Source organism: Niveibacterium sp. COAC-50, assembly GCF_013184235.1.
Lineage (GTDB): Bacteria > Pseudomonadota > Gammaproteobacteria > Burkholderiales > Rhodocyclaceae > Niveibacterium > Niveibacterium microcysteis.
In genome coordinates this window covers 80,780-93,215 of sequence record NZ_JABCJM010000009.1, presented here as the reverse complement: position 1 = coordinate 93,215, position 12,436 = coordinate 80,780, and the positions used below count along the sequence as shown (strand labels likewise).

Sequence of the window (12,436 nt, the reverse complement as noted above, 5' to 3'; positions counted from 1 at the left end):
GGAGACATGGCACAAGTTGGCAGCATGGCTATCGAGCCGCAGGCTCGTGGCATCACTGCCGAGGAACGCAAGGTGATCTTTGCGTCATCCCTCGGCACGGTGTTCGAGTGGTACGACTTCTATCTCTACGGTTCGCTGGCGGCCATCATCGCCAAGCACTTCTTTGCCGGTGTGAACGAGACCACCTCGTTCATCTTCGCCTTGCTGGCGTTTGCTGCCGGTTTTGCGGTGCGCCCCTTCGGCGCGATCGTGTTCGGCCGCCTTGGCGACATGATCGGCCGCAAGTACACCTTCCTGGTGACGATCCTGATCATGGGTATCTCGACGGCCATCGTCGGTATGTTGCCCACCTATGCGCAAATCGGTGTTGCGGCGCCGGTGATCCTGATCTCGCTGCGTCTGCTGCAAGGCCTCGCACTCGGCGGCGAGTACGGCGGCGCGGCCACCTACGTCGCGGAGCATGCGCCGAAAGGCAAACGCGGCCTGTTCACCTCGTTCATCCAGACCACGGCTACGCTGGGCCTGTTCCTGTCGCTGCTGGTGATCCTTACCTGCCGCACGCTGCTGGGCAAGGATGAGTTCGAGGATTGGGGCTGGCGGATTCCGTTCCTGATCTCGGTGCTGCTGCTGATCGTGTCGGTCTACATCCGTCTGCAGCTCAACGAGTCGCCGGTGTTCAAGAAGATGAAGGAAGAGGGCAAGGCCTCCAAGGCACCGCTGACCGAATCCTTCGCGCGCTGGGAAAACCTCAAGGTGGTGATCTTCTCGCTGCTTGGCGGCACCGCAGGTCAGGCGGTGGTCTGGTACACCGGCCAGTTCTACGCGCTGTTCTTCCTGTTGCAGACGCTCAAGATCGACCCGATGACCGCCAACCTGCTGATCGCCGGCTCGCTCGCGATCGGCACGCCGTTCTTCATCGTGTTCGGCGGCCTGTCGGACAAGATCGGTCGCAAGCCGATCATCATGATCGGCTGTGTGCTGGCGGCGCTGACCTACTTCCCGATCTTCAAGGCGCTGACCCAGTACGGCAACCCGGACATCTTCGCCGCACAGGCGGCCAGCCCGGTGGTCGTGGTGGCGGACGACAAGGCCTGCTCATTCCAGTTCGACCCGGTCGGCAAAGCCAAGTTCACCAGCTCCTGCGATATCGCCAAGGGTGCGCTGGCGAAGAAGTACATCCCGTACTCGAACGAGGCGGCTGCCCCGGGCGCAGTGGCGCAGATCAAGATCGGCTCGACCGTGATCTCCGCCTACGAGGGCACCGGCTTGCCGAAGGACGAAGCCAAGGCCAAGAAGGACGCGTTCGACAAGGAACTCGGCGCAGCCCTGAAGGCGGCCGGCTACCCGGACAAGGCCGACCCGGCCAAGACCAACATCCCGATGGTGCTGCTGCTGCTCACGATCCTCGTGATCTACGTGACCATGGTGTACGGTCCGATTGCCGCCTGGCTCGTCGAGCTGTTCCCGGCGCGAATCCGCTATACCTCGATGTCGCTGCCGTATCACATCGGCAACGGATGGTTCGGCGGCTTCCTGCCGACGGTGGCGTTCGCGATGGTGGCGGCCACGGGCGATATCTACTACGGCCTCTGGTACCCGATCGTGATCGCGGTGATGACCGCTGTGATCGGCACACTGTTCATGCCTGAAACCAAGGACCGCGATATTCACCACGCGTGATGCAACGGGGCGGGCGTGCCCGCCCCGATTCAACGCCCGGCTCGTGCCGGGCGGTTTTTTTGGAGAGTACGCACGATGAAGCGGATGCTTCGTATCCCAATGAATCTACGCACCGCTGCCGCGATGGCGCTATGCTCGCCGATGATGGCGCTGGCATCCGGCGGCGACTCCGGCACCGGCGCCGTGGGTGAGATGGAGATCTCCGGTGGCCAGTTGATGCTTGTGCTCGGCGGCGTGGTCCTCGTCGGACTTGCGCTGTGGCTGGTGATCAAACTGATGAACAAGTGATCCTGGGCTGCGCTGCCCTGGGGGCGTCGTGAAACTCGCGCTGCTTGCCGATATCCATAGCAACATCGAGGCGCTCGACGCCTGTCTTGAGCATGCGCGGCAGGAGGGGGCGGACGCCTTTGCGGTGCTCGGCGATCTGGTTGGCTATGGTGCCGATCCCGGCCCGGTGATCGATCGCATCCTCGCATTGGGGGCATCTCTTCATGTTGCCGTGCTCGGCAACCACGATGCCGCAGCCGTCGGTCGCAGCCAGGAGCCGATGAACGACGAGGCGCAGGCCGCGATCGAATGGACCATTCCGCAGCTTAACGACGAACAGCGAGCCTTCCTCGCACAGTTGCCGCTGGTGGTGAGGGACGACGACGTCACCTGGGTGCACGCCAGCGCGGAATACCCCGAGCTGTTTCCTTACGTTGCAAGCGCGGCCGATGCGCGCGCCAGTCTGCTGGCGGCGGGTACGCGCTATGTCTTCTGTGGCCACGTGCATGATCCGACCTTGTACTACGTCGGCTCCGACGGGCGGCTGACGCCATTCATGCCGACACCGGGCTTCGGCATTCCGGTCGGGCGGCATCGCAGCTGGCTCGGTATTGTTGGGTCCTGCGGCCAGCCGCGCGACGGCCGCACCGGCGCCTGGTACGCGATGTTCGATCGCAGTCGCGCTCGCCTGAGCTATCACCGCGTGCCCTACGACACAGCAAGTGCCGCGGCCAAGATACGCCGCGCCGGGCTCGCCGAACGCTTTGCGTTGCAGATCGAGGGGCTCGCCTGATGCTTGCGACCGAGCTGTCGCCGGGCGACGAGATCGACGGCTACCGTGTTGAATCACGCCTGCATGCGGGCGGCATGGCCGTGATCTACCGCGTGTCGCGTCACGACTTGCCTGGCCCCGCCGTGATGAAAGTGCCTCGCCTGGGGCAAGGCGAGCCTGGTGCCACCGTGGTCAGCTTCGAAGTCGAACAGATGGTGCTCGAAGCGCTCGACGGCGGCCCGGTGCCAAAGCTCTACGCGGTGGGCGATCTGGAGCGCAGCCCGTACTTGGTGATGGAGCATGTTGAAGGGCTGACCTTGTCTGATCTGCTCGATCAAGGCCCGCTCGCCGAGACCGAGGTGCGCCGCATCGGCGCGGCGGTTGCCAACGCGGTGCAGCAGCTGCATGAGCAAGAGGTCATCCATCTCGACCTGAAGCCCTCCAACATCATCCTGCGCCCCGACGGCCGTGCGGTACTGATCGACCTGGGGCTTGCGCGTCATGCCCACCTGCCGGATCTGCTCGCGGAAGAGTTTCGTCGCCCGCTCGGCTCGGCGCCATACATCGCACCCGAACAGGTGCTGGGTATCCGCAGCGAGGCGCGCAGCGACGTGTTCGCGCTGGGGGTGATGCTCTACGAATTCGCCACCGGCAGCTATCCGTTCGGCGCACCCAGCTCGCCCGGTGGCATGCGAAAGCGTTTGCGCGAGAGCCCGGTGCCGCCGCGCGCTCGTGTGCCCGCCTTGTCTGAAGCGCTGCAGGAAACGATCTACCGATGCCTCGAGGTGAACATCGAGCGCCGGCTCGCCAGCGCAAAGCAGCTGGCCTTCGAGTTGCAGCATCCGGATCAGGTCGCCATCACCGAGCGCGGCCGCTGGACGCGACGGCAGGGCGCGCTGCAGCGGTTGCGCAACTGGATCGTCGGCCTTGGCTACGAGCCTGACGTGACGGTCGCGCCGGCCGCTCGCGCCAGCGATGCGCCGATCATCATGGTGGCCGTGGCCACTGCCTACACCAACGAAAAGCATCAACAGGCGATTCGCAATGCGGTGCGCCGCTTCGCGCAGGCGATGCCTGACGCGCGCGTGGCATGCGTAACGGTGAGCAAGCCGCAGCCGGTGATGGGGACCTCAGACGAGGCCACCAGCGGGCCGCGCCTGCATCTTCAACAGCTGATCCAGCTGCGCCACTGGGCGGAGCCGATCGCCCTGCCGGCGAGCCGCATCACTTTCCATGTGCTGGAGGCGGCCGACCCCGCCGACGGCCTGCTCGAATATGCGCGCGGCAACAGCGTCGACCACATCCTGATTGGCGCGCCGCCGCCCAATCTGGTCGGCCGCAACATCCTGCCGCCGGTGGCAGACAAGGTCATCAGCGACGCCCCCTGCAGCGTCACCATCGTCCGCCCGCGCTAACGCGGCGGCAGCCACGCCGTAAGCGAACCGTCAGCGCTCCGTCAGCGCCGAGTCAGGCTCGGCGCCTAACCTCCGCCATCACGCTGTGACAAGCGCGAATAAAAGGAGGAGGGGCAATGAGCAGCAAGGCGATCAACTGGGCGGCGATCGACGCCGACCCGCGGTTCCAGCGACTGCACGCCAAAAAGACGTCATTCCTGATGGGGTTGATGATCTTCTCGGTCGTGTACTACTTCCTGCTGCCGATCGGTGCAGCGTATTTCCAGGATGTCTACAAGATCAAGGTCTTCGGGCCGGTGAACGTCGGCTTGCTGTTCGCGCTGTCGGAATTCATCGTCGCCTGGACCATCGCCTTCTACTACTCGAAGAAGGCCAACACCGAGTTCGACGCGATGGCGGAAGAGCTCGTGCGTGAAGCAGAACGGATCGGGGGCTGAACCATGGAATTGCGCAGCAAACTTCTACCGGGTGCGCTCGGTCTAGCCGCAGTCCTGGCCGCCGGCCCTGCGCTCGCGCAGGGTGCCGTCGCGCCTGAATGGCGCTGGCTGACCTTCCTCGTTTTCGCGGCGATCATCGCGCTGACGATGTTCGTGACCTACGTAGCGTCGAAGCGGGTGCACTCCGCGTCGGACTTCTACACCGCGGGTGGCGGCGTCTCGGGCCTGCAGAACGGCTGGGCGATCGCCGGTGACTATCTGTCCGCCGCATCCTTCCTCGGCATCGCGGGTCTCATCAGCCTTTATGGCTACGACGGTTTCATGTACTCGGTCGGCTGGCTGGTGGCCTACATCACCGTATTGCTGGTGATCGCAGAGCCGTGCCGCAACATCGGCAAGTACACGCTCGCCGACATCCTCGCCTACCGCAATGATCCGAAGAAGACGCGCGTGGTTGGCGCGATCTCGGTCATCACCGTATCCACCTTCTACCTCACCGCGCAGATGGTCGGCGGCGGTGTGCTGGTGAAGACGCTGATCGGCATCGACTACGAAGTGTCGGTGATCACCGTTGGCGTACTGATGCTGGCCTATGTGCTGTTCGGCGGCATGGTCGCAACCACCTACGTGCAGATCATCAAAGCGGTGCTGCTGGTGTGCGCATCGCTGGTGCTGGTGGCCTTCGTGTGGGCGCCGTACGGCTTCAGCCTGCCGGGCTTCCTCGACGCCGTCGTGGCGGATCCGAAGGTGCAGGCGCAGGTTGCCGCGCTGCTCGGCGATCCGGCTAAGAACATGTCGCCGGCTGAACTCGGCCAACGCTTCCTTGAGCCGGGCCTCTACTTCAAGGCGCCGATCGATCAGATCTCGCTCGGCATCGCGTTGGTCTTCGGTACCGCCGGCCTGCCGCACATCCTGATGCGCTTCTTCACCGTACCGACGGCAAAAGAGGCACGCAAGTCGGTGATCTGGGCGATGGCGATCATCGGCGGCTTCTATGTGCTGACGATCTTCCTCGGCATGGGCTCCGCGATCAAGGTTGGCCCGGAAGGCATCAAGGCGGTCGATGCCGGCGGCAACATGGCGGCCCCGCTGCTCGCGCAGTTCGTCGGTGGCGGCGGCAACAGCTTCCTCGGCAACTTCATGCTGGCCTTTGTGGCTGCGGTCGCGTTCGCCACCATCGTGGCGGTGGTTGCGGGCCTGGTGCTCGCGGCGGCCTCTGCGGTGGCGCACGACTTGTATGTCGGCGTCGTCAAGGGTGGTCACGCCAGCCAGGCAGAGCAAGTGCGCGCAGCGCGCATCGCTACCGTGTTCGTCGGCGCACTGGCCATCGTGATCGGTATCGCCGCCAAGGGCCAGAACGTTGCCCACCTGGTTGCGCTCGCCTTTGCCGTGGCCGCCTCGGCCAACTTCCCGTGCGTGCTGCTGACGCTGTACTGGAAGCGCTGCAATACTGGCGGCATCGTGGCGGGCATGATCATCGGCACGATCACCGCGATCGGCCTCGTGATGGTCTCGCCGAACATGACCTACCCGAAGGCCGTACGCGCCGCGGCGCAAAAGGTGCTCGACGGTGAGGCCGAGAAGCGTGCGGCGATCGCCAAGCTTGTCGCCGCCGCTGACGAGGCTTCCACCGCCAAGGCTACGAAGCAGACGGCTGCGCTCGACAAGGCGGTGAAGAAGGCCAACGACGACCTCAAGAAAGTCGAAGGTCAGGAGACCTCGATCGTCGGTCTCGAAAAGCCGCTGTTCGAGTTGAAGAACCCGGGCCTGATCTCGATTCCGCTCGGCTTCCTCGCCGTGATTCTTGGCTCGCTGCTCTACCGCGACAAGCGCGCCGAGGACATGTGGGACGAACTCTATGTGCGCCAGAACACCGGCATCCTTGCCGCGAAGGCAGTTGCGCACTAGAACACAGTTAGTGTCACTCCATCTCTCGCCCCTCTGCGGAGGGGCGTTTTTTTGGTCACGAGCCGGCGGGCCGCCCCAAAATCACGAAGTGTTTGACTTTCCGAATATCTCAGCTAAAATGCTTAGCTCTTCGGCCAGATAGCTCAGTTGGTAGAGCAGCGGATTGAAAATCCGCGTGTCGGTGGTTCGATTCCGCCTCTGGCCACCAGATTTAGACGCCCAACCCTTACCGGTTGGGCGTTTTCATTTCTGGGTCTGAAACGCCTTCATCTCACACTTCCGGCAGCCCATCGCGTCTGTGCGCTGGCGAGTTCCTCGCGGCTGAGCACGAATTCCGTGCTGTCGGTCAGGCGATCGACGACCAGGTCGATGAAGCGGCGCACGCGGGCGGGTTGGGCGGTGCGGCTGCCGTAGTAGAGGAACAGGCTGTAGGCGTCGGCCACGTTGTCCACCAGCAGGGGCACCAGGCGTCCGGCGCGGATATGCGGCGCGGCGGTGGGCGCGGCGAGCTGGCCGATGACTTCTCCGGCGAGCACGGTGCGCAATTCGAGGATCTCGTCGTTAGTGCAGAAGGACGGCGGTACCGGACATTCCTGCACCGCGTCGCCGAGCTTCACATGCCAGGGCACCAGACGACCGTTGCCCGGATGGCGGAACACACTGCAGCGGTGACCGTTGAGCGCCTGATGGCTTTCCGGCAACCCATGTTTGCGCAGGTAGGTCGGCGCGGCGCAGATGATCAGCTGCAGCGGGAACAGGCGGCGCGCGATCAGCCCTTCCTGCGGCGAAGATCCGATGCGGAAGCCGACATCGACCCGGTCTTCCACCCAGTTGCCGATGCGGTCGTCGAGCTGCACGTCGGGCTGCACTTCCGGGTAGAGCCGGCAATATTCTTCCAGCACCGGGCTGATCACCGGCTGCAGCACCGAGCGCGGGCCGACGATGCGCAGCGGCCCGGCGATCTCCTCGCGGGTCTGGCGTGCGCCGTACAAGGCTTGCTGCAGGCCGATCAGCGAGGGGCGCGCAGCTTCGAGGAAGCGCTGGCCTTCCTCGGTCAGCGACATGCTGCGCGTGGTGCGATGGAACAGCCGCACGCCCAGGTAGGCCTCCAGCTGCCCAAGCGCCTTGCTCGCCGCTTGCGGCGAGATCTGCTGCGCCTCGGCTGCGCGGCTCAGGCTACCCAGCTCGGCCGTGCGCACGAAAGTCGTAATCGAGCGCAGTTCGTTGATGGCCATATGTGACCCCCGCTCAATGCATTTACATCTTTAGGTTGTAAATCATTCAACGCTCTTGCGTCTAGTTTGATGTTTATCGGCTGACTAGAGTTCGTCCCATCGGCATGCAACCCGCGTGCGCCCCCTCAAGGAGATCTCGATGGACAACTTCAGCTTCTACAACCCGACGCGCATTGAATTCGGCAAGGGCAAGGAACAGCTCGCCGGGCAGATCCTGGCCGAGCACGGCATCAAGAAGGTGCTGCTGACCTACGGCAGCGAGCGGATCAAGCGCGACGGCCTGTTCGCAACGATCAGCAAGAGTCTGGACAAGCATGGCATCGCTTTCGTCGAGTGCGGCGGCATCGTCAGCAACCCCTTGCTGTCGAAGGTGCGTGAAGCGATCACCGTGGCGCGCGAGCACAAGGTGGAGGCTGTTCTCGCGGTGGGCGGTGGCTCAGTGCTCGATAGTGCCAAGGCGATCGCGGCCGGCACGCTGTACCAGGGAGACGTGTGGGATCTGTTCCTGCGCAAGGCGCCGGTCGAAGCGGCGCTGCCGGTGTTCGCAGTGCTCACGCTGGCTGCGACGGGCAGCGAGATGAACGCCGGCGCCGTCGTCACCAATGAGGTGACGAAGGAAAAGTTCGCGATCCAGTCGCCGCACACCTTCCCGAAGGTGTCGATCGTTAACCCGGCGTTGATGCAGACCGTGTCGCGCGACTACCTCGTGTATTCCGCCGCCGACATCATCGCGCACTCGATCGAGGGCTACTTCACCGCCACGGTGCAGCCGAAGATCCAGTCGCGCCTGGTCGAATCGGTGATCAACACCGTGATCGAAACGACCGATGCGCTGCTCGCCGATCCGCTGGACTACAACGCCCGCGCCGAATTCGCCTGGGCCGCCACGCTGGCTCTGAACGGTGTCACCTATGCCGGCACCGCGGGCTTCGGCTACCCGAACCACATGATCGAGCACTCGCTGTCGGCGCTGTTCAACGTGCCGCACGGTGCCGGTCTGTCGGTCGTGATGCCGGCCTGGATGAGGTGGTACCACGGCCGCAACCCGTCGCAGTTCGAGCGTTTCGCTAAGCAGGTGTTTGGCCTCGCCACGGCGGAGCAGGGCATCGCCGCGCTGGAGCAGTGGTTCGACAAGATCGGCACGCCGACGCGCCTGTCGCAGTTGGGCATCACTGCAGCCGACCTGCCCGCGATTCTCGACAACCTACAGGGCAATGCGCAGTGGTTCGGCCTGGCAGAGATCTACACGCAGGACGTGCTGGCCGAGATTCTCAAGGGCGCGCTGTAAGGCGGACAAGCGGCATCAAACGAGGACGAATTCAATGAGCAAAGAAATTATCGTCATTATTGGCGCCGGTGGTATCGGCGTCGCCATTGCACGCCGACAGGGCTTCGGCCGCACGGTGTTGCTGGCCGACTTCAATGAGGAGACGCTTGCCAGCGCGGCGCAGTCCATGCGTGATGCGGGCTATGCGGTTGAAACTCAAGCGGTCGACGTCACCTCCCGCGAATCTGTCAAGGCGCTGGCGGCCACGGCGGCGGCCCTTGGCAGCGTGATGCAGGTGGTCAACACCGCAGGGCTATCGCCCAATATGGCGCCGATCGAAGGCGTGCTGAAGGTTGACCTCTACGGCGCTGCGGTGGTGTTCGACGAATTTGGCGAGGTCATCGCGCCAGGCGGCGCGGGACTGATTATCTCCAGTATGGCCGGGCACATGATGCCTGCGCTGCCGCCGGAGCAGGATCAGGCGCTGCTCCACACGCCCTCCGACGACTTGCTGGCCCTGCCATTCCTCCAGGCGGAGGTCATCCCGAACACGGTGGTGGCGTACATGATCGCCAAGCGCGCCAATCACCTGCGCGTGCAGGCGTCCGCCATCACCTGGGGCAAGCGCGGCGCGCGCGTCAATTCGATCAGTCCTGGGATTGTCGTTACGCCGCTGGCGCAACACGAACTCAACTCGGAGATCGGCGGCATGTACCGCGCGATGGTGGAAGCATCGCCAGTCCGCCGCATGGCGCCGCCCGACGAGATCGCGATTGCTGCCGCCTACCTGCTCGGCCCGGAAGCCAGTTTCGTGACCGGCAGTGACTTGCTCATCGACGGTGGCGTCATTGCGGCGATGAAGACCGGCGTGCTGGGCTCGCCCGAGTGAACCGAAGCTGGGGGCGACGGTGCTGCTCACCGTATCCCCCGGCGGTTTTAGGAATCTCATCTATGACCCGTATCCTCATACTCGGCGCGAACGGCCAACTCGCCCGCAACACGATTCCCGTCCTGCTCGAGCGTGAGGACGTTGCGCTGACGCTCTACCTGCGCCGAGCGAAGCGCTTGACCAATCCCGACCCAGCGCGCGTCCGCATCGTCGAAGGCGATGTGCTGGACCGCGCCGCGCTCGAAGCGGCAATGCAGGGGCAGGACGTGGTGTATGCCAACCTTGCTGGCGACATGGCCGCTCAGGCGCGCAACATCATCGCCGCGATGCAGGCCGTGGGTCTGAAACGGCTGATCCTCGTGAGCTCGATGGGCATTTACGGCGAAGTGCCGGGCGAGCGCTACCGCAGCGTGCTGGACCCCTACCGCGATTCGGCGGCGCTGATCGAAGCCTCGGATCTGGACTACACGATCCTGCGCCCGGGCTGGTTCACCCGCGACACGCGCGTCAGCTACCAGATCACGCAGAAGGGTGAGCCCTTCCGTGGCCACGACGTTTCGCTCGCGAGTCTTTCGGATCTGATCGTGAAGCTCGCGCTGACGCCGGGCCTGGAAGTGCGTCGTAGCCTTGGTGTGAGCGCGGCATGACGCACACGGCACACCCCATCCGTCGCGGCGCGGTGCTCGCCATCATCATGGCGAGCTACCTGATGATCGTGATCGACATCTCGATCGTGCTGACCGGCCTGCCGAAGATTCAGGCGGCGCTGGGCTTCACGCCGGCCGGCCTGTCGTGGATCCAGAACGCCTACACGCTCGCCTTCGGGGGCTTTTTGCTGCTTGGCGCACGCGCTGGCGATATCCTCGGGCGGCGGCGCATGTTCATCGCGGGGCTCGCGATCTTCACGAGCGCCTCGCTGGCAATCGGCGCCGCGCAATCGCCGGCGTGGATGATCGCCTTCCGCGCGGTGCAAGGCTTCGGTGCCGCGGTGCTGGCGCCCTCCACACTGGCGCTGATCGCCACGCATTTCGAGGAAGGTCATGAGCGCTCCCGCGCACTGGCCTGGTATGCCGCCGCGGCCGGCATCGGCGCGACGCTGGGCTTGGTGCTGGGCGGCGTGCTGGCCGACCTGATCTCCTGGCGCGCGGGCTTTTTCATCAACCTGCCGATCGGCGCCGCACTCATCGCTGGCAGCCTGCGTCACATCCGCGAGACGCCGCGCCACGCGGGGCGCTTCGATCTTGCCGGCGCGCTGAGCTCCACCCTGGGCATGGGGGCGCTGGTGTTCGGCATCGTCGAGGCGGCTGAGGCGGGCTGGGCTTCGACGCTGACGCAAACCAGCATCGCCGCTGGCGCCGTGCTGCTGGCGGCCTTCCTGTGGATCGAGACGCGGGCGCAGCAGCCGCTGCTGCCGCTTGGCCTGCTCACCAACCGCCGGCGCAACGGCGCCTATGCCGCGCGGCTGCTGTTCCTCGCCGGCATGTCGGGCTTCTGGTTCTTTACCGCGCAGTATCTGCAGGGCTCGCTGCACTTCAGCCCGATGCAGGCGGGGCTGGCCTTCATGCCAGTGACCTTGCCGCAGTTCCTGTCCTCGATCTCGGTGCCAGCGCTGTCGCGCCGCTTCGGTGCGCGGCGCTTGCTGCTCGCGGGCCTGTCGCTGTGCGTGCTCGGCCTTCTGTGGCTGGGCCTTACTGCGCAGCGGATGTCCTATCTCGGCGGCGTGGTCGGGCCGATGCTGCTGATCGGGCTGGGACAGGGTGGCGTGCTCGCACCGCTGACGATGGCCGGCGTCGCCGGTGTCGAAAGTCGCCATGCGGGCGCTGCGTCCGGCCTGCTGAACGTGGCCCATCAGCTTGGTGCCTCGCTGGGGCTGGCTCTGCTGGTGGTCGTGTATGCGGGCGCGAATGTCGGCGGGGTGGCGCCGGTCCATGACGCAGCCGGCATGGCGCAGCGCACCGGGTTCGCGCTGCTGGCGGCGGCAGGCTTCCTTCTGACTGCCCTGCTGGTATCGGCCCGCTTCATCTGTTTCGACCCGGCGCGACCATCGGCGCCGGCGACTTCTTCGACACCCGCCTCCCGGTCCGCCTGACGCGGCTGAGCGGCGCGTTACGCAACGCGTGATCCACGAAAGGAAAACACCATGGAACACACCAACATGCCCCCCGCCGTCACCGTAGCCCGCGCCGGCTCGCAGGCGTCCTACGCTGGCCCGGCCGATTGGTTCACCGGCCGGGTGCGCGTCGACCCGCTGTTCGCGGCGCCCGCACCGGCCGCCGCTTCGGGCGGGCTCGTGACCTTCGAACCTGGCGCGCGTACCGACTGGCACACCCATCCGCTCGGGCAGACCCTGATCGTCACCGCCGGCTGTGGCCGCGTGCAGCAGGCCGGCGGCCCGGTGCAGGAGATCCGCCCTGGCGACGTGGTGAGCATTCCGGCCGGCGTGAAGCACTGGCATGGCGCAGCGCCCACCACCGGCATGAGCCACATCGCGATCCAGGAGCAGCAGGCCGGTAGCGTCGTGAGCTGGATGGAGAAGGTCAGCGACGCTGAATACGCTGGCTGAGCT

Annotated in this window: 12 protein-coding genes and 1 tRNA gene; 12 read left to right on the top strand and 1 reads right to left on the bottom strand. The window is 65.1% G+C overall.

Annotated elements, in window-relative coordinates; translation table 11 throughout:
• Positions 1-6: 6 nt before the first annotated feature.
• The 7 genes from HH302_RS21325 (at position 7) to HH302_RS21295 (ending at position 6,687) form a co-directional block, all read left to right on the top strand.
• The gene (locus HH302_RS21325; RefSeq protein ID WP_172204920.1) at positions 7-1,680 is read left to right on the top strand and encodes an MFS transporter; all 1,674 of its coding nucleotides are present in this window, start codon (positions 7-9) and stop codon (positions 1,678-1,680) included.
• Positions 1,681-1,779: 99 nt separating this feature from the next.
• Positions 1,780-1,968 (top strand): hypothetical protein, encoded by a 189-nt coding sequence (locus tag HH302_RS21320; protein WP_172204917.1) that lies wholly within the window; start codon positions 1,780-1,782, stop codon positions 1,966-1,968.
• Positions 1,969-1,996: 28 nt separating this feature from the next.
• Positions 1,997-2,740: a metallophosphoesterase family protein gene (locus tag HH302_RS21315; protein ID WP_172204914.1), complete on the top strand. Its 744-nt coding sequence runs from the start codon at positions 1,997-1,999 to the stop codon at positions 2,738-2,740.
• Positions 2,740-4,134 carry a bifunctional serine/threonine-protein kinase/universal stress protein gene (locus HH302_RS21310; protein WP_172204911.1) on the top strand — a complete coding sequence of 465 codons (1,395 nt, stop codon included), beginning with the start codon at positions 2,740-2,742 and terminating at the stop codon, positions 4,132-4,134. Before HH302_RS21315 ends, HH302_RS21310 begins: the two co-directional genes overlap by 1 nt.
• A 116-nt stretch (positions 4,135-4,250) precedes the next feature.
• The gene (locus HH302_RS21305) at positions 4,251-4,571 is read left to right on the top strand and encodes a DUF485 domain-containing protein (RefSeq protein ID WP_172204908.1); all 321 of its coding nucleotides are present in this window, start codon (positions 4,251-4,253) and stop codon (positions 4,569-4,571) included.
• A 3-nt stretch (positions 4,572-4,574) separates the two neighbouring features.
• Positions 4,575-6,479: a cation acetate symporter gene (locus HH302_RS21300; protein ID WP_172204905.1), complete on the top strand. Its 1,905-nt coding sequence runs from the start codon at positions 4,575-4,577 to the stop codon at positions 6,477-6,479.
• A gap of 132 nt (positions 6,480-6,611) precedes the next feature.
• Positions 6,612-6,687 (top strand) — tRNA-Phe (locus tag HH302_RS21295).
• 58 nt (positions 6,688-6,745) lie between these two features.
• On the opposite strand, the gene HH302_RS21290 is transcribed toward HH302_RS21295, so the two are convergent.
• Positions 6,746-7,714 carry a LysR family transcriptional regulator gene (locus HH302_RS21290; RefSeq protein ID WP_172204902.1) on the bottom strand — a complete coding sequence of 323 codons (969 nt, stop codon included), beginning with the start codon at positions 7,712-7,714 and terminating at the stop codon, positions 6,746-6,748.
• Between the two features lie 139 nt (positions 7,715-7,853).
• On the opposite strand from HH302_RS21290, the gene HH302_RS21285 reads away from it, so the two are divergent.
• The 5 genes from HH302_RS21285 to HH302_RS21265 all read left to right on the top strand — a co-directional run bounded on the left by HH302_RS21285 (position 7,854) and on the right by HH302_RS21265 (position 12,433).
• Positions 7,854-9,002 carry an iron-containing alcohol dehydrogenase gene (locus HH302_RS21285; protein WP_172204900.1) on the top strand — a complete coding sequence of 383 codons (1,149 nt, stop codon included), beginning with the start codon at positions 7,854-7,856 and terminating at the stop codon, positions 9,000-9,002.
• A 34-nt stretch (positions 9,003-9,036) separates the two neighbouring features.
• Positions 9,037-9,870, top strand: coding sequence for an SDR family oxidoreductase (locus HH302_RS21280; RefSeq protein ID WP_172204898.1), 834 nt, complete (start codon positions 9,037-9,039; stop codon positions 9,868-9,870).
• A gap of 62 nt (positions 9,871-9,932) precedes the next feature.
• On the top strand, positions 9,933-10,517 hold the full coding sequence (locus HH302_RS21275; RefSeq protein WP_172204896.1) for an NAD(P)H-binding protein: 585 nt from the start codon (positions 9,933-9,935) through the stop codon (positions 10,515-10,517).
• Complete coding sequence (locus HH302_RS21270) at positions 10,514-11,959, top strand: MFS transporter (protein ID WP_172204894.1); 1,446 nt, start codon at positions 10,514-10,516, stop codon at positions 11,957-11,959. Before HH302_RS21275 ends, HH302_RS21270 begins: the two co-directional genes overlap by 4 nt.
• 51 nt (positions 11,960-12,010) lie before the next feature.
• The gene (locus HH302_RS21265; protein WP_253946266.1) at positions 12,011-12,433 is read left to right on the top strand and encodes a cupin domain-containing protein; all 423 of its coding nucleotides are present in this window, start codon (positions 12,011-12,013) and stop codon (positions 12,431-12,433) included.
• The last annotated feature ends 3 nt before the right edge of the window (positions 12,434-12,436 follow it).